The 17,768-nt window shown below is 70.2% G+C and carries 12 protein-coding genes; 10 read left to right on the top strand and 2 right to left on the bottom strand.

Annotated features, from left to right (window positions below; genetic code table 11):
- Positions 1-137: 137 nt before the first annotated feature.
- Positions 138-5,000, bottom strand: coding sequence for an NAD-glutamate dehydrogenase (locus AC3B6A_RS08995; RefSeq protein ID WP_488402123.1), 4,863 nt, complete (start codon positions 4,998-5,000; stop codon positions 138-140).
- 309 nt (positions 5,001-5,309) lie between these two features.
- Between AC3B6A_RS08995 and AC3B6A_RS08990 the strand changes: the two genes are divergently transcribed.
- Both AC3B6A_RS08990 and AC3B6A_RS08985 read left to right on the top strand, forming a co-directional pair.
- On the top strand, positions 5,310-6,695 hold the full coding sequence (locus AC3B6A_RS08990) for an NAD(P)/FAD-dependent oxidoreductase (RefSeq protein WP_488402121.1): 1,386 nt from the start codon (positions 5,310-5,312) through the stop codon (positions 6,693-6,695).
- Between the two features lie 17 nt (positions 6,696-6,712).
- Complete coding sequence (locus tag AC3B6A_RS08985) at positions 6,713-7,057, top strand: cupin domain-containing protein (RefSeq protein ID WP_488402119.1); 345 nt, start codon at positions 6,713-6,715, stop codon at positions 7,055-7,057.
- Here the strand turns inward: AC3B6A_RS08985 and AC3B6A_RS08980 are convergent.
- Positions 7,047-8,600, bottom strand: coding sequence for a PucR family transcriptional regulator (locus AC3B6A_RS08980; protein ID WP_488402117.1), 1,554 nt, complete (start codon positions 8,598-8,600; stop codon positions 7,047-7,049). The two genes, AC3B6A_RS08985 and AC3B6A_RS08980, sit on opposite strands and share 11 nt — an antisense overlap.
- A gap of 191 nt (positions 8,601-8,791) precedes the next feature.
- On the opposite strand from AC3B6A_RS08980, the gene AC3B6A_RS08975 reads away from it, so the two are divergent.
- The 8 genes from AC3B6A_RS08975 (at position 8,792) to AC3B6A_RS08940 (ending at position 17,745) form a co-directional block, all read left to right on the top strand.
- Positions 8,792-9,814 carry an ABC transporter substrate-binding protein gene (locus AC3B6A_RS08975; RefSeq protein WP_488402115.1) on the top strand — a complete coding sequence of 341 codons (1,023 nt, stop codon included), beginning with the start codon at positions 8,792-8,794 and terminating at the stop codon, positions 9,812-9,814.
- A gap of 149 nt (positions 9,815-9,963) precedes the next feature.
- A complete protein-coding gene (locus AC3B6A_RS08970) occupies positions 9,964-10,851 on the top strand; it encodes a DUF1353 domain-containing protein (protein ID WP_488402114.1) in 888 nt (295 codons plus the stop codon).
- A 46-nt stretch (positions 10,852-10,897) separates the two neighbouring features.
- A complete protein-coding gene (locus tag AC3B6A_RS08965; RefSeq protein ID WP_488402112.1) occupies positions 10,898-11,857 on the top strand; it encodes an AAA family ATPase in 960 nt (319 codons plus the stop codon).
- Between the two features lies 1 nt (position 11,858).
- Entirely contained in the window at positions 11,859-12,809 is a 951-nt protein-coding gene (locus AC3B6A_RS08960) for a DUF58 domain-containing protein (RefSeq protein ID WP_488402111.1), read from the top strand.
- Positions 12,806-13,303 carry a DUF4381 domain-containing protein gene (locus AC3B6A_RS08955; protein WP_488402109.1) on the top strand — a complete coding sequence of 166 codons (498 nt, stop codon included), beginning with the start codon at positions 12,806-12,808 and terminating at the stop codon, positions 13,301-13,303. Before AC3B6A_RS08960 ends, AC3B6A_RS08955 begins: the two co-directional genes overlap by 4 nt.
- Complete coding sequence (locus tag AC3B6A_RS08950; RefSeq protein ID WP_488402107.1) at positions 13,296-14,339, top strand: vWA domain-containing protein; 1,044 nt, start codon at positions 13,296-13,298, stop codon at positions 14,337-14,339. Before AC3B6A_RS08955 ends, AC3B6A_RS08950 begins: the two co-directional genes overlap by 8 nt.
- Positions 14,336-16,099 carry a VWA domain-containing protein gene (locus tag AC3B6A_RS08945; RefSeq protein ID WP_488402106.1) on the top strand — a complete coding sequence of 588 codons (1,764 nt, stop codon included), beginning with the start codon at positions 14,336-14,338 and terminating at the stop codon, positions 16,097-16,099. The genes AC3B6A_RS08950 and AC3B6A_RS08945 overlap by 4 nt, the downstream gene beginning before the upstream one ends.
- On the top strand, positions 16,096-17,745 hold the full coding sequence (locus AC3B6A_RS08940; protein ID WP_488402104.1) for a BatD family protein: 1,650 nt from the start codon (positions 16,096-16,098) through the stop codon (positions 17,743-17,745). Before AC3B6A_RS08945 ends, AC3B6A_RS08940 begins: the two co-directional genes overlap by 4 nt.
- Positions 17,746-17,768: the final 23 nt, after the last annotated feature.

The raw sequence follows: 17,768 nt of genomic DNA, 5'->3' as shown, positions 1-17,768 counted from the left end.
TTCGCCGAGCGTGAACCGAGGCCACGGCAGGGTGCGGTTCGCGAGCAAGCTCGCTCCTACGCGTGTGACGTCGCGCCCGAAAAAAAGCCCCGCACTAGGCGGGGCTTAAGCATCAAACGATCAATCGAGAGCGTGCATCAGGGGATGCACACACCGTGCTGGTTGCTCTGCGCGAGGTCGAGCAGTTCCCGGTTGGCGACGGCATACATCGCGTAGTCGGTGCTGTTGGACGCACGCAGCTCGGTGAGCATGCTGCGCCAGCGCTCGACCATCGGCGCGTGCTGGGCCAGCCAGAGGACCACGCGCTGGTCGATCTCCGCCGGGCCGTCCTGCATCTGCAGCACGGAGACGGTGATCGCCCGCTGCTGCCAGTCCAGGTCGTCGCGGAAGGCCTCGCGGGCCAGCGCCTGCCAATTGTTCTCCACCGGCAGGGAGCTGATCTGCTGCAGGTACCAGGTCAGTTCCAGTTCGCTGCCCAGGGCGAAGTAGGCGCGCGCCACGTCGGCCGGGTCGCGGCCGGTGACGTCCGCCGCCTCGACGATCGGCAGCAGGGTGTAGAGGTGGCTGGTACCGGCGACCATGCGCGCCAGCAGTTCCGGCACGCCGGCGTCGACGTAGCCCTGGTAGCGCGCCTGCCACAGCTCGCGGGTCGGGCCTTCGAGCAGCTCGTTGAGCTTCAGGCCGAGGGCCGCGATGCGCGGGCCGAAGTGCGCCACGTCGCGGGCAGCGTCCTGCTCGTTGCGGCGGCTGCGCAGGAACCAGCGGGTCGCGCGGCGGCCCAGGCGCATCAGTTCGTCCATCAGGGTCAGTTGCACGTCCGCCGACACCTGGTAGTCCAGCGCCTCGATCTGCCGGAACCAGTGCGGCAGGTGGAACACATCGCGCACGATCACGTAGGCGCCCGCCACGTTCGCCGGCGTCATGCCGGTGGACTCCTTCAGGCGTTGCACGAAGGTGATGCCCATGTGGTTGATCAGGTCGTTGGCGATCTGCGTGCTGACGATCTCGCGCTTCAGGCGGTGCTTGCGCATGGCCGGGCCGAAGGCCTCGACCAGGGTCTGCGGGAAGGCCGTCTCCATGTCGCGGGTCAGGTAATCGTCGTCCGGCACCAGCGAGCCCAGCAGCTGTTCCTTCAGATCGATCTTGCTCCAGGAGATCAGCACCGACAGTTCCGCGCGGGTCAGGCCCTGGCTGGCGGCGATGCGCTCGGCGAGGACTTCGTCGGTGGGCAGGAACTCCAGCGCGCGATCCAGCTTGCCGCGGCCTTCCAGGTCGGTCATCAGCCGCTTGTACTCGGCGATGCGCTCGCGGGCGCGGCGCTCGGCCAGGGACAGCGCCTGGGTCTGCTTGTAGTTGTTGCCCAGCACCAGGCCGGAGACCTGCTCGGTCATTTCCGCCAGCAGCTTGTTGCGCTGCTTGCTGGTCATGTCACCGGCGGCCACCACCTCGTTGAGCAGGATCTTGATGTTCACCTCGTGGTCGGAGCAGTCCACACCACCGGCGTTGTCGATGAAGTCGGTGTTGCAGGCGCCGCCGTTGAGGCCGAACTCGACCCGCGCCAGCTGCGTCATGCCCAGGTTGCCGCCCTCGCCCACCACTTTCACCCGCAGGTCGCGGCCGTCCACGCGCAGGCCGTCGTTGGCCTTGTCGCCGACGTCGGCGTGGGTTTCATCGCTGGACTTCACATAGGTGCCGATGCCGCCGTTCCACAGCAGGTCCACCGGCGCCTTGAGCAGCGCGTGGATCAGCTCGGTCGGGGTCAGGCGCTCGGCATCGATGTCGAAGCGCGCGCGTACTTCCGGGGTCAGGGTGATGCTCTTGGCGCTGCGCAGGAAGATGCCGCCGCCGGCGGAGATCAGCGAGGCGTCGTAATCGGCCCAGCTGGAGCGCGGCAGGTTGAACAGGCGCTGGCGCTCGGCGAAGCTCGCCGCCGGGTCCGGATTGGGGTCGAGGACGATGTGCATGTGGTTGAAGGCCGCGACCATCTGCAGCTTGTCCGACATCAGCAGGCCGTTGCCGAACACGTCGCCGGCCATGTCGCCGATGCCGATGACGGTGACGCTGTCCTTCTGCACGTCGATGCCGCGCTCGCGGAAGTGGCGCTGCACGGAGACCCAGCCACCGCGCGCGGTGATGCCCATGCCCTTGTGGTCGTAGCCGGCGGAGCCGCCGGAGGCGAAGGCGTCGCCCAGCCAGAAGCCGTACTCGGCGGAAATGCCGTTGGCGATGTCGGAGAAGGTCGCGGTGCCCTTGTCCGCCGCCACCACCAGGTAGGGGTCGTCGGCATCGTGGCGCACCACGTTGGCCGGCGGCACGACCTGGCCTTCCTTGAGGTTGTCGGTGATGTCCAGCAGGCCGGAGATGAAGATGCGGTAGCAGGCGATGGCCTCGGCCTGGATTTCATCGCGGCCGCCGCCGACCGGCAGGCGGCGCGGGATGAAGCCGCCCTTGGCGCCGGTGGGCACGATCACCGCGTTCTTCACCTGCTGCGCCTTCACCAGGCCCAGCACTTCGGTGCGGAAGTCTTCCTCGCGGTCGGACCAGCGCAGGCCGCCACGGGCCACGTCGCCGAAGCGCAGGTGCACGCCTTCCACGCGCGGGCAGTAGACGAAGATTTCGAACTTGGGCGTCGGACGCGGGATTTCCGGAATCGCCTTGGGGTTGAACTTGAAGCTGAAGTAGCCCTTGTTCTGCCCGGCCGCGTCCGGCTGGTAGAAGTTGGTGCGCAGGGTCGCCTTGATCAGGTCGAGGTAGCGCCGCAGGATGCGGTCCTCGTTGAGCACCTGGACCTCGTCCAGCGCCGCGAGGATCGCCTGCTCCAGCTTCTGCTGCTTGTCGCCCAGGTCCTCGGCGGTGAGCTTGCGCGCGAGGTAGAAGCGGGTCTTGAACAGCCGCACCAGTTCGCGGGCGATGTCCACGTGGGCGTTCAGCGCGCTGGCGATGTAGCCCAGGTCGAAGCCCAGGCGGATCTGCTTGAGGTAGCGCGCGTAGGCGCGCAGCAGCGCCACGTCGCGCCACGGCAGGCCGGCGGTCAGCACCAGGCGGTTGAAGGCGTCGTTCTCGGCGTCGCCGTTGACGATGTGGACGAAGGCGTCCTGCAGGGTCTCGTTGAGCTCCTGGATGTTCACGTCCAGGCCTTCGGCGTAGGTGAAGGCGAAGTCGTGGATCCAGTATTCGCGGCCGTTGGTGTGGCGCAGGCGGTAGGGGAACTCGCCGAGCACGCGCAGGCCGAGGTTCTCCAGGATCGGCAGGACGTCCGACAGCGCCAGCGGCGAGTCGGCGTGGTACAGCTTGCAGTGCAGCTGCTGCTCACCCTGGGCCAGCGGCTGGTAGAAGCTCATCACCAGCGGGCGAGTGTCCGACAGGCTGGACAGGTGCTGCAGGTCCACCACCGCGAAGTGCGGGGCGAAGCGTTCGCGGTAGCCGGCCGGGAAGCCCTTGGGGAAGTCTTCGAGCAGGTTGTTGCCCTGGCCTTCGCCGAAGTTCTCCAGCACCAGCGCGGCGTAGTCGTCCTGCCAGGAGCGGCAGGCCTGGATGGCTTCCTGCTCCAGTTGCGCGGCGTCGACGTCGATGCGGTTCTTCGGATCGACGCGCAGGATGAACTGCACGCGCGCCAGGGTGGATTCGGAGAAGAAGGTCCAGAACTCGCAGTCGCTGGCCTTCAGGCGCTCACGCAGGACCTGCTCGATCTTGATCCGCGTCTCGGTGGAATAGATGTCGCGCGGCACGTAGGCCAGGCAGTAGGCGAAGCGGCCGTAGGGGTCCTTGCGCAGGAACAGGCGGATCTTGTTGCGTTCCTGGATCTGCACGATGGACATGGCGGTGCTGAACAGCTCATCCACCGAGGTCTGGAACAGGTCGTCGCGCGGCAGCACTTCCAGCACCTGGGCCAGTTCCTTGCCCAGGTGGGCGTTGGCGTCGAAGCCGGAGCGCCGCTCCACTTCGAGCACCTTGCCGCGGATCGACGGGATCTGGGTCACGCTGTCGTTGTACACCGAGGAGGTGAACAGGCCCATGAAGCGGAACTCGCGCAGCACCTTGCCCTTGGCGTCGATCTCGCGGATCGACACGTAATCCGGGTAGGCCGGGCGATGCACGCGGCTGGGGTGCGAGGCCTTGGCGAAGGACAGCAGCAGCGGCTCGCGCAGGTAGGCCACCGCGTAGTCCTCGATGTGCAGCTCCTGCTGGCTGAGGCCGGTGCGCAGCAGCTTGGTCAGGCCGAGGAAGGCCTTCTCGTCGTAGACCATGCGCCCGCCGTCGGTCTCGTCGACGACGGTGAATTCCTCGAAGCCGAGGAAGGTGAAATGGTTGTCCAGCAGCCATTCGAGGAAGGCGCGCACCTCGGCGGTCTCCTCCGCGCGGGCCTTGGCCTTGGACTTGCCCAGCCAGGCCAGCAGCTCTTCGGCCTTGGCCCGCATGGCCGGGAAATCGGCCACCGCCAGGCGGACCTCGCCGAGCACTTCGAGCAGGGTCTTCTCCAGGGTCCGCAGTTCACCGACGTGGGAGCAGCGGTCGATCTCCAGGTACATCAGCGATTCCTGATGCACGTCCTTGCCGTGGTTGCCCTTGGGCAGGATCTCCAGCAGCTCGCCCTTGGCGTTGCGGCGCACGCTCAGCACGTTGGTCTGCAGGGTGTGGATGCTGTAACCGCGGCGGTTCAGTTCCATGCGCACCGAGTCGACCAGGAACGGCTGGTCCGGGTGCAGCACCTGCACGGCGGTGTGGGTGGACTGCCAGCCGTGCTTCTCGTAGTCGGGGTTGTACACCTGCACCTCGGGCTGGGCGGGATCGAACCGCTCCAGCAGACGCCAGGACGACAGGGTGCAGCCGACCAGGTCGGACAGCCTGCGCTGGGTCAATTCGTCGAGGGAGATGAAACCGAAGAACTGTTCGGCGAACAGGGCCACTTGTGGCATGCCCTTGTCGTCGACGTGCTGCGCCAGGGCCGCCTGCAGTTGTTGCTGGAAGTCGGCTTTGCTGGCTGCGGTGAAGAACGCCATGGTGTTACTCCGCTTGGCTCGAATTATTGGATTGAGCGTAGTTCGCTTGTGCGTCTTGGTGCGGGTCACAGTTATAACCGGGCAGTGTGACCCTCGATTGACCGCCACGACCGGACAGTCACCGATCCGCCGAGCTTATCGGGAGTCGATCGCCGCCGGCTTACGAGGCCGCGACATATTCGTTCAGCCTGAGGCAATGGGTCGTACGTTCGTATGAGGCCCGCCGGCGATTTCCATGCAATGCACGATTGTCCGCGGAGGCCCCGACCGACCAGAGTGCGCCATCGACACACGAATGGGATGACGCCGATGACTCGCTCACTCTGGCTGCAGGAAATCGCCGCCGAACTGGACCCGACCCCGGCCCTGGCAACCGATCTGGACGTGGACGTGGCCATCGTCGGCGGCGGTTTCGTCGGCCTGTGGACCGCGCTGCGCCTGCTGGAACTGGACCCCGCCTGCCAGGTGGCGATCCTCGAACGGGACATCTGCGGCGGCGGCGCGTCGGGGCGCAACGGCGGCTTCGTGATGTCCTGGTGGCCGAAGATCAGCTCGCTGGCGGCGCAGTGCGGCAAGGACGAAGCCCTCCGGCTGGCGCGCGCGTCGGCAGCCGCCATCGGCGAGATCGGCGAGTTCTGCGCGCAACACCGGATCGACGCGCACTTCCGCCGCAACGGCTGGCTGTGGACCGCCACCAGCGACGCCCAGCGCGGCGCCTGGCGGGACGTCCAGCGCACCTGCGAGCGCCTCGGGGAGCCGGTCTTCGCCTCGCTGCCCGCTCAGGAAGTGGCGCGCCGCAGCGGTTCCGCCCGCCACCTGGAAGGCGTGCTCGAGGCCAGCAACGCCACGGTGCAACCGGCGCGCCTGGCCAGGGGGCTGCGGCGCGTGGCGCTGGAACAGGGCGTGCGGATCTACGAGAACACGCCGGTGCTGGACTTCCAGCGCGGCCAGCCGGCGCAGCTGCGAACCCCCGGCGGCACGGTCAGGGCCGGGCGCGTGGTGCTCGCCCACAACGCCTGGGCGGCGGCGATCCCGGAGCTGCGCCGGACCATCCTGCCGGTCACCAGCACCATAGTCGCCACGGCGCCGATCCCGCAGCGCCTGGAGCAGATCGGCTGGACCGGCGGCGAGGCGATCACCGACTCCCAGCTGATGGTCGACTACTACCGCACCACCCACGACGGCCGCATCGCCTTCGGCAAGGGCACCGGCATGATCAGCTACGCCAGCCGGGTCGACGCCCGCTACGACGACAACCCCCGGCTGAGCCAGGAGACCGAGGACGATTTCCGCCGCAGCTACCCGCAGCTGGCGGACGTACCCATCACCCACGCCTGGAGCGGCCCGATCGACCGCACCTACGACAGCCTGCCGGTATTCGGCCACCTCGAGGGCGCGCCGCACATCGTCTACGGCATCGGCTGGAGCGGCAACGGCGTCGGCCCCAGCCGCATCGGCGGGCGCATCCTCGCCAGCCTGGCGCTGGGCCGGGACGACGAGTGGAGCCGCTGCGGCCTGGTCGGCCGCCAGCCCAAGCGCTTCCCGCCGGAACCGCTGCGCTATGTCGGCGGGCTGACCGTGCGCGGCGCCGTGCAGCGCAAGGAAATGGCCGAGGCCGATGGCGGCCGGCCGTCCTGGCTGGACAAGGCGCTCGCCACCCTCGCCCCCTCCGGCCTCGAAGACAAGAACCTCTGACCCCCAAGGAGACCGCCATGCCGCAACCGATCCTGCTGGCAGCGACCGCCAGCCTCGTCCTGCCCGCCGCCGTGCCGGTGAAGGCGCCGCTCGGCGAGCCCGTCGCCCTCGCCGCGACCCACGCCGAGGAGGCCGCCGACGGCCTGCTGACCGGCGTCTGGGAGTGCTCGCCCGGCCGCTGGCGCCGTCAGGTGCTGGCCCGGGAGTTCAGCCACATCATCGCCGGACACTGCGTCTTCCTTCCCGACGATGGCGAACCGATCGAACTGCGCGCGGGCGATGCGGTGCTGTTCCCGGCGAACTGCTCCGGGGTCTGGGATATCCGCGAGGCGTTGCGCAAGAGCTTCGTGATCATTCCCTGAGCCCGGCGATCTGCGCCGCGCGCAGGGCGATCCAGAGCACCGCGACGTCCTCGGTGGAGTCCAGCGAGCGGCCGCAGATTTCCTCGATGCGGCGAATCCGGTAGACCAGCGTCTGCTTGTGCACGTTGAGCTCCTGTGCGGCCTTCTGCCAGGAACGGTTGTGCGCGAGGAACACCCGCAGGGTGCGCTGCAGCTGCGCGCCCTGCTGCTGGTCGTAGTCGGCCAGCAGGCCGAGCACGTTGCGGTGCACCCGCACCGCCTCATCCAGGCTGCCGGGCAGCCAGGGCTGCTCGGTACGCGCCTCGGCATAATCCATCAGCGGCCGCCGCGGGCAGGCATGGGCCAGCGCCAGGCGCGCTTCGCGCAGCGCCTCCGGCATCCGCCCCGCATGTCCCAGCGGGGCGCTCAGCCCCATCGCGCAACCCAGGCCGGCCTGCACCGCGCCGGCCGCGTCGCGCCCGGCCAGCAGCACCATGAGTTCCTCGCCCTGGTTGCGCACCAGGAATTCCAGCCCCTGGCGGCGCAGGCGCCGCTGCCACTCCACCGGCGCCGCGGCATCGGGCCGGGCCAGCGCCAGCACCGCGCGCTCCGCCGGGCACTGCAACTGCGCCAGCCGCTCCGCGGCCGCCCGCTCGGGCAGGCGCTGCTGCAGCAGGTCGTCGAGCAGTTCGGAGCCCAGCCGCAACCAGCGCTCGCGCTCCACCTGCAGGCGCTCCAGTTCGATCCCCAGCACCGCCACCAGGTGATGCAGCAGGCCGTAATCGAGCAGCTCGCCGCCGCAGGCGAGGATGGCGCAATCGACCTGCGACGGCAGCGCCATCACCAGCGCCTCGCCCTCGTCGCCGGAGCAGCGCAGCACCGCCGGCGAGCCGCTCTTGAGCGCCTGCCGACGCGCCAGCAGCACCGGCTGCCACTGCCCGGGCAAGGGCGGCAGCTCCTGCTGCCAGGGCTCCAGGTTCAGCGGATCGAAGAGGAACAGGCGCGCCTGCACGTCGCGCCCGAGGCGCTCGACCAGCGCCGCCAGCCCCAGCCCGCGCAGGCCCATCCGGGCGCTTTCGTAGATGCGGCTGATGGCCGTCCGCCGCTCGAACTCCTCCTGGCGCCCGGCGTCGAGAATGCTGCGGGTCACCGCGGAGAACGGCACCGAGTAGTGGGTCATCAGCACCGGAAAGCCCAGTCGCTCGGCGGTCTCCCGCAGCGCCCCGAGGTCGTCCGGCGCCTGCATGTTCTCACCGATCATCAGGCCGGCCACCTTGGCCCGCGCCAGGCGCTCCAGATAGCTGCGCTGCGCCTCGCCGTCGGCGGGAATGCCGATGCCGGTGGTCATCAGCAGGTCGCCCTCGCCGAGCCATTCGGTGGGGTCGGCCAGCTCGCAGACGTGCGCCCAGCGCAGCCGCCGGGCGCTGCCCGCGGCGCCGCACAGGAGGCGGGTGCGCAAGGGTTCGCTGTCGATGATGTCCTGGATGCAGAGCGGCATGGTGCGTGGGTCCCGCAGGGTCGGAAAAGGTTCGGCGAAGGCGCCAAGCATGGCATCGCCCAGCATGACCTGTCGCGGCGGGCGGCGCCTTAGTACGGAGGTACGAGCCGTGCACGGCGATTCTTGGTTCCGTCTGATTGCCCGTCGCGCGCCAGGCCGCCGAGACTTCCCTGGCATCGCCGCGCCGCCGTACTGCCTGGCCAGCGGCGCCGAGTCCTCCAGCCCCTGGAATACCCGCTCGACGGAGAAATACAACAATGAACAAGTCACTGAGCCTTTCCCTCGCACTCGCCCTGGGCTGCGCCGCCTCCGGCCACGCCCTCGCCGACCTCACCGTGGTGTCCCACGGCGGCGCCAACAAGGCGGCCCAGGTCAAGGCCTTCTACGAGCCCTACACGCAGCAGCACGGCACGCGGATCGTCGCCGGCGAGTTCAATGGCGAGATGGCCAAGGTCAAGGTGATGGTGGACACCGGCAGCGTGTCCTGGGATGTGGTGGAGATGGAAATGCCGGAGCTCACCCGCGCCTGCGACGAAGGCCTGCTGGAAGAGATCGGCGACCAGTCCGCCCCCGGCCTGCTGGAAGGCGCGGTGCAGCCGTGCGGCTTCGGCTTCTTCGTCTGGTCCACGGTGCTCGCCTATAACGCCGACAAGCTGAAGACCGCGCCCAGCGGCTGGGCGGACTTCTGGGACTTGAACAGGTTCCCCGGCAAGCGCGGCCTGCGCAAGGGCGCGATGTACACCCTGGAGTTCGCCCTGATGGCCGACGGCGTGGCGCCCAAGGACGTCTACCAGGTCCTCGCCACCCAGGAGGGCCAGGACCGGGCGTTCCGCAAGCTCGACCAGATCAAGCCGAACATCCAGTGGTGGGAAGCCGGCGCCCAGCCGCCCCAGTACCTGGCCTCGGGCGACGTGGTGATGAGCTCGGTGTACAACGGCCGCATCGCCGCCGTGCAGAACGAAAGCAACCTGCGCATCGTCTGGAACGGCGGCATCTACGACATGGACGCCTTCGCCATTCCCAAGGGCGCGAAGAACCGCGACGAGGCCCTGAAGTTCATCTCCTTCGTCCTGCAGACACCGCAGCAGAAGGCCTATGCCGAACAGATCGCCTACGGCCCGGTGAATACCCAGGCGGTGGGCCAGGTGGACCCGCAGCGGCGCAAAAACATGCCCACCGACGCCGCCAACCTGGAAAACCAGGTCGCCATGAGCGCCAGCTTCTGGGCCGATCACGGCGAACAGCTGGAACAGCGCTTCAACGCCTGGGCAGCAAGGTAGGACAGTGCCTCCACAGTGCGGGGCCGCCCGGCCCCGCCTGACTTCGGCCGCTCCCGGGCGGCCTTTTTTGACACCCCCGGCAGGCGCTCCGGATGTGCCTGTGATAGCCAGCTGCTATGTTGCCGTCCTGATCCCCCGGAACGGACACCATGCAACGTCACCCGCCCCTGCGCCGCCCGCTGCTGCGGCATCTGGACAACCTGCTGGTCACCCTGCTCGGCAGCGCGCTGCTGGCCCTTGCCTGGGCGTTCCTGCCGGCGGCTGTCCGTCCGCTGCTGCTGGGCGCCGTGCCGGTCTACCTCGGCGTGCTGCTGCCGCGCTGCATCGGCCGCCGCGAACGCCTGCGGCGGGTGCGGGCGGCGCGCGACAGGTCGGTGCGCGAATGGGGCTTCTGCAGCCGCGACCGCAGCGGGCCCTGGATCAACTACATCGACTTCCCGCTGGTGCGCGAGGACGCCCTGTTCAAGGGTCGCCACTTCTACAGCGAGTGGCTGGTGGTGCACGACGGCCGGCTCATCATCAACCCCGGCCCGGCCAGCGTCGACCTCGCCGCCGGCACCGTGCGCTACGACCTCTCCCGCCAGCGCACCTACGCCTGGGACGGCTGCTCGCCCAAGGTACCCTTCTACTGGATCGCCACCTTCGGCACGCCGGACGGGTGGGACCACCTGGAGCCGGTGCAGTGCCTGCGCCACGGCCGGCAGGAGCAGCGCCTGATGTTCTGGCCGGTGGCCCACCACGCCAGCCTGGTGCACGACGCGCTGTACCAGTTCCTCAACGTCGCCCCGGTAAGCAAGGCCGAGGCCGACAGCCTGTTCCGCCGCATGCTGCTGGAAGCCGGGATGCCGCGCCCGCTCGCCTGGGTCTACTACCTCGCCGTGGTGCTCGGCGGCGCCCGCGACATGCGCCGGCTGCGCAACCCCGACGGCGCGCTGCGCTGCCTGACGCCCCTGCCCGGCGACGCAGCGTCGCAGGCGCGGAGCGCGCCGCCGGCGGCGAGAACCCCGGCGCTCCCCGTGGAACGGCCGATGCAGTAAAGTATGGGCCCCGACAGCCCTACCCCTCGTCCAGGAACCCCACGCGATGGAACATCGTGAGTCGCTGCTTGCGCTGCGCCAGTACCTCTCCAGCCAGATCCTCGGCCAGGAAAAGCTCATCGAGCGTCTGCTCATCGCCCTGATCGCCGACGGCCACCTGCTGGTGGAAGGCGCACCGGGCCTGGCCAAGACCAAGGCGATCAAGGACCTGGCCGAAGGCCTGGAAGCCGAGTTCCATCGCATCCAGTTCACCCCCGACCTGCTCCCGGCGGACATCACCGGCACCGAGATCTACCGTCCGGAGAACGGCACCTTCGTGTTCCAGCAGGGACCGATCTTCCACCACCTGGTGCTGGCCGACGAAATCAACCGCGCCCCGGCCAAGGTGCAATCGGCGCTGCTCGAAGCCATGGCCGAGCGCCAGGTCAGCGTGGGCCGCTGCACCTACGACCTGCCGCCGCTGTTCCTGGTGATGGCGACGCAGAACCCCATCGAGCAGGAAGGCACCTACCCGCTGCCCGAGGCCCAGCTCGACCGCTTCCTGATGCACGTGAAGATCGGCTACCCGGAGGCTTCCGTGGAGCGCCGCATCCTCCAGCAGGCGCGCGGCGAGGCGCTGCACGGCGAGACCCGGCCGGAACGCCGGGTGACCCAGGAATCGATCTTCGCCGCCCGCCAGGAAACCCTCGGCCTGTACATGGCCGACGCGGTGGAGGAATACCTGGTGCAACTGATCATGGCCACCCGCAACCCGGCCAAGTTCGACGCCGAGCTGGGCGAGTGGCTGGCCTACGGCGCCAGCCCGCGCGGCTCCATCGCCCTGGACCGTTGCGCACGCGCCCATGCCTGGCTGGCCGGCCGTGATTTCGTCAGCCCCGAAGACATCCAGGCGATGCTGTTCGACGTGCTGCGCCACCGCCTGATCCTGTCCTTCGAGGCCGAAGCCGCGGGGATCGACCAGGACCGCGTGGTCCAGCGCATCCTCGACGTGGTCGCCGTCGCCTGACATGCACAACGTCCTGGCGCCCGGTGTGGCCGTCTCGCTCGGCGAGCTGATCGAGATCCGCCACCGCCTGCGCGAAGTCCAGCTGTTCTCCACGCCGTCGCGGCGCAGCCCGCTGATCGGCCTGCACCACTCGCGCCTGCGCGGGCGCGGGGTGGACTTCGACCAGGTGCGCGTCTACCAGGCCGGCGACGACGTGCGCACCATCGACTGGCGCGTCACCGCGCGCACCCAGGAGCCGCACACCAAACTGTTCCATGAGGAACGCGAGCGCCCGGTGTTCGTCCTCGTCGAGCAGAGCGCCCGGCTGTTCTTCGGCTCCGGGCTGTGCCTGAAATCGGTGCTCGCCGCCCGCGCCGCCGCCTTCATCGGCTGGTCCGCGCTGGCGCACAACGACCGCATCGGCGGGCTGGTGTTCACCGACAGCGAATGCCACGAGATCAAGCCACGGCGCAGCAAGCAGAGCCTGCTGCAACTGTTCAACCTGATCGTGCGCGCCAACCACGGGCTGTTCGCCGGCCACGGCGGCGCCAACGGCCACGGCGGCGACGGTTTCAGCCTGGCGCTGCGCCGCGCCCGCGAAGTGCTGCGCCCGGGCAGCCTGATCCTGGTGGTGTGCGACGAGCGCGCGCTGGGCGACCTGGCCGAGCAGCAACTGGCGCTGCTGGCGCGGCACACCGACCTGGTGCTGCTGCCGGTCTCCGACCCGCTCGACCACGCGCTGCCCGCCGCCGGGCTGCTGCGCTTCGCCGAAGGCGCCGCGCAGCTGGAGCTGGACACCCACATCGACGAGCAGCGCCTGGCCTACCGCGCCCAGGGCGAAGCGCGCCGCGAACGCTGGACCCGCCTGGCCCAGCGCCTGGGCGTGCCGCTGCTGCCGTTGTCCACCCAGGAGGAGCTGGTCGAGCAGTTGCGCAACCTGCTGGAACAGCACCAGCCGGGATACTCGCGATGAATCCGCTCGACCAGTTGGAACCGCTGATCAGCCCCGCACCGGTCGCCTGGTGGCCGCCGGCGCCCGGCTGGTGGCTGGTCGCCGCGCTGATTCCGCTGGCGCTCTGGGCGCTCTGGCGCACGCGCCAGCGCTGGCTGCCCCGGCGCGCGCCGAAACAGGCCGCCGAGGCGCCGCTCGACCCCGTGCGCCAGGCCGCGCTGGATGAGCTCGCGCGCTTGCCGCGCCCCTACGACCGCGCCCCCGCCGGCCCCTGGCTACAGGCGCTCAACGGCCTGCTCAAGCGCGTGTCGCGGGCGCGTTGGCCCGACAGCCACAGCCATACCCTGAGCGGCCGCGCCTGGCTGGCCTTCCTCGACAACCGCTGCCCCGCCGCCGGCCTGACGCGCTGGATGATCCTGGTGGAAGGCGGCTACCGCGCCGAATGCCAGCTCGACGACAAGGCCATCGACGGCCTCGCCGCCGCCGTGGAAACCTGGGTGCGCAAGCATGTTTGAGTTCGCCTGGCCCTGGGTCTTCCTGCTCGCGCCGCTGCCCTGGCTGATGCGCTACATCCTGCCGCCGGCGGACAGCGGCGAGGCGGCGCTCAAGGTCAGCTTCCTCCAGGAGCTCGAAGGCCTCGCCGGCCGCCGCGCCCGCGCGCGCCTGCCGGCCTGGCGCCAGCAGGCGCCGTTCGCCCTGCTCTGGCTCTGCCTGCTGCTGGCGGCGGCGCGCCCGCAGTGGGTCGGCGAGCCCTTGCCGATCCCCGCCAGCGGCCGCGACCTGCTGCTCGCCGTGGATGTCTCCGGCTCCATGGACTACGCCGACATGCGCTGGGAAGACAACGAGATCAGCCGCCTGGAGCTGGTGAAGAAACTCTTCGGCGGCTTCATCGAAGCCCGCCGCGGCGACCGCGTCGGCCTGATCCTCTTCGGCAGCCGCGCCTACCTGCAGGCGCCGCTGACCTTCGACCGCCACACCGTGCGCGTCTGGCTCGACGAAGCGATGATCGGCATCGCCGGCAAGGACACCGCCCTGGGCGACGCCATCGGCCTTGCGGTGAAGCGCCTGCGCCAGCGCCCGGCGCAGAGCCGCGTGCTGGTGCTGATCACCGACGGCGCCAACACCGCCGGCGAGATCGAGCCGCTGACCGCCGCGCGCCTGGCCGCCGAGGAGCAGGTGAAGGTCTACACCATCGGCATCGGCGCCGATCCGCAGCAGGGCGGCGTGGCCGGCCTGTTCGGCCTGAACCCCGGCCTGGACCTCGACGAGCCGACGCTCAGGGCGATCGCCGAGACCACCGGCGGCGCGTATTTCCGTGCCCGCAACGGCGAGGAGCTGCAACGCATCTCCGACAGCCTCGACGCCCTCGAACCGGTGGAGCAGAAGCCCACCCAGGCGCGCCCCGCCCTCGCCCTCTACAGCTGGCCGCTGCTGCTGGCGCTGCTGATCAGCGTGACGCTGGTGGTGCGCGAACTCTGGCCGCCGGAGGACTGGCGCTGGCCGGCCCGCCCGGCCTGGCTGGCGCGGCTGCGCCGGGAGCGCCAGCCATGAGCGCGCTCTGGCCCCATCTGCTGCGCCCCGGCTGGCTGCTCCTGCTGCCACTGCTCGGCTGGCTGCTGTGGAAGCTCTGGCACCGCCAGCGCCGCGCCGGCCGCTGGCAACTGCTGCTGCCGCCGGCCTTCCATCCCTGGCTGCTGTCCGGCGGCCGCGGCCGCCACGAGCGGCGCCCGTGGATCTTCCTCGGCCTGGCCTGGCTGCTGGCGGTGCTGGCGCTGCTCGGCCCGAGCTGGCAGCACCTGGAACAGCCGGCGATGGAGCGCAGCGACCCGCTGGTGGTGGTCCTCGAACTGACCCCGGACATGCTCGCCACCGACCTGCCGCCCAGCCGCCTGGAGCAGGCGCGGCGCAAGGTGCTCGACCTGCTGCAGACACGCAGCGACGCGCAGACCGCCATCGTCGTCTATGCCGGCAGCGCGCACACCCTGGTGCCGCTGTCCAACGACCTGGGCACCGCGCGCAACCTGCTCGACGCGCTCAAGCCGTCGATCATGCCCGAGCCGGGGCGCCGCGCCGACCTCGCCGTCGAGCAGGCGCGCCAGCTGCTCAAGCATGGCGCCGAAGGCAGCGGCCACATCCTGCTGATCACCAGCGCCCTGGACGCCCGGGAACGCCAGGGCATCCGCAAGGCGCTCAAGGGCAAGGGCAAGCACCTGCTGCTGCTCGCCACCGGCACCGCCGGCGGCGCGCCGATCGCCCTGGAAGACGGCACCTTCCTCAAGGACGAGCAGGGCAACATCCTGGTGCCGCGCCTCGACGACAACGCCCTGCGCCAGTTCGCCGCCGACCTCGACGGGCGCTTCCAGCGCCTGCGCCAGGGCAACGCCGACCTGCGCGCCCTGGGCCTGCTGGACGACACCCAGGGCCTGCAGGTCAGCAAGGAGGACGCCCTGCTGCGCCTGCAACGCTGGGCCGACCAGGGTTACTGGCTGCTGCTGCCGCTGCTCCTGCTCGCCGCCTGCGCCGGGCGCCGGGGCTGGCTGTTCAGCCTGCCGTTGCTGCTGCCGCTGCTGTGGGCGCCGCCGCAGACCGCCAACGCCTTCGAGTTCGCCGACCTCTGGCTGCGCCCCGACCAGCAGGGCCAGCGCCTGCTCGACGCCCAGCGCCCGGCCGAGGCCGCCGAACGCTTCGAGGACTTCCGCTGGCGTGGCCTGGCGCTCTTCGAGGCGGGTGACTACGCCGACGCCGCGCAGGCCTTCGCCCGGGGCGACAGCGCCGCCGACCATTACAACCGTGGCAACGCCCTGGCCCGGCAGGACGCGCTGGAAGCGGCGATCGACGCCTACGACCAGGCCCTGGAGCGCGACCCCGAACTGGCCGCCGCGCAGCGCAACAAGGCGCTGCTGGAAGACCTGCTGCGCCAGCGGCAGAAAGCCGCCAGTGACGAGGAAAGCGCCGCGTCGCAGCAGCAGAACCCGTCCCACGGCGAATCCAGCGAGCCCCAGCCGACGCAGCCCAAGGACGCCAAGCCCAGGCAGGAGCAGTCCGAGGAGCAGGACACGCAACCCACGCCGTCCGCGCAGACGCCGGAACAGCGCGACGCCGGCAAGCCGGGCGCCAGCCGCAGCGATGCGCCGCAGGCGGTCTCGCGCAACGACAGCGAAACCAATCCGGCAACCGCCGGTCCACTGAGCGACGAACGCCGCCAGGCCCTGGAACAATGGTTGCGCCAGATCCCCGACGATCCCTCCGAACTGCTGCGCCGCAAGTTCTGGTACCAGCAACAGCAGCAGCGCCAGGAAACCACGCAATGAAACGGCTGATCTGCCTGACCCTGCTCTGCCTCGCCGCCGTCCGGGCCGAGGCCAGCTTCACCGCCAGCGTCGACCGCACGCGCCTGAACGAAGGCGAAAGCATCGACCTGACGCTGGAGTCCGACGACCCGACGCTGTTCGGCAAGCCGGACCTCAAGCCCCTGGACGAGCAGTTCGTGGTGCTCGGCACCCGCCAGGTCAACCACCTCACCACCCTCAACGGCAAGACCCAGGCCACCACCCAGTGGATCGTCACCCTGCAGCCGCGCAACCGGGGCAGCGTGGTGATCCCGCCGATCCGCCTGGGCGGCAACGCCACCGAGACGATCAGCCTGCAGGTGCTCCAGGCCGAGGAAAGCGCCGGCGTGCAGAAGCTCGCCCCGGTGTTCATCGACGCCAGCGTCGACCAGGAGGAAAGCTACGTGCAGGCGCAGGTCATCCTCACCCTGCGCATCTACCACTCGGTGTCGCTGTACGACGACAGCAGCCTCACCCCGCTGCAGATCGCCGACGCCCGTGTCGAGCCGCTGGGCGAGGCGCGCACCTACGAGAAGGAAATCAACGGCGTGCGCCATGGGGTCATCGAGGTGCGCTACGCGATCTTCCCGCAGAAGAGCGGCACCCTGGAAATCCCCGGGCAGACCTTCAACGCCACCCAGGTCGCCCAGCAGCACACCCCGGACTACAACCCCTTCGGCCCGCAGCCCGGCAAGCAGATCCGGGTGATCTCGCCGACCATCCCGCTGCAGATCAAGCCCAAGCCCGCCGACTATCCCAAGGACGCGCCCTGGTTGCCGGCCCGCGCGCTGACCCTCAGCGAAACCTGGAGCCCGCAGCCGGAGCAGGCCCGCGCCGGCGAGGCGCTGACCCGCAACATCATGCTGCGCGTGGAGGGGCTCTCCAGCGCCCAGCTGCCGCCGCTGCCGCTGGCGCCGCCGGGCGAGCTGCGCCACTACCCCGACCAGCCGCAGCTGGCCAACCAGAGCACCGAACAAGGCGTGATCGGCAGCCGCGAGGAACGCGAGGCGCTGATCGCCGACCATGCTGGCCAGGTGCAATTGCCGCCCGTCGAGGTGGTCTGGTGGAACACCCGGGACAATCGCGTGGAGCGCACCCGCCTGCCCGAGCGCACCCTGGAGGTCGCCGCCAACCCGCAACTGGAAAGCACGGCCGAAACGCCCGCCGCGCCGTCCGCCGAGGCCCTGCTGCAGAGCGATGCCCGCCTGTGGCCCTGGCAGCTGGCCTGCGCCCTCCTCGCCTTCACCACGCTGCTGGGCTTCGGCCTGTGGTGGCGCGCGCGGCGCCTGCCGGCGGTGATCCGCGCCGCGGTCGCCGGCCCCAGCGCCCGCACCCTGCTCGACGAGCTGCGCCGCGCCTGCCAGGCCAACGACCCGCACGCCACCCGCCAGGCGCTGGACGCCTGGGCGCGCCAGCAGCCGGAGACCCTGGCCGACATGGCGGCGCGCTTCGTGCCGCTGTCCGATGCGCTGGACGGTCTCAACGGCGCGCTGTACAGCGACAGCGAAGGCGGCCGCAACTGGCAGGGCGAGGACCTCTGGCGCGCGGTGCGCAGCCTGCCGGGCGCCGATCCGCAGGCCGTCCCGGCGGCCGAGCCGGGCAGCCTGCCGCCGCTCTACCCGCGCTGACGCACCGGCGGGGCTATGCTTGC

This window comes from Pseudomonas sp. B12(2026), assembly GCF_057767015.1.
The sequence above is the reverse complement of the archived record's forward strand: the minus strand, read 5'-3'. Positions and strand labels throughout refer to the sequence as shown.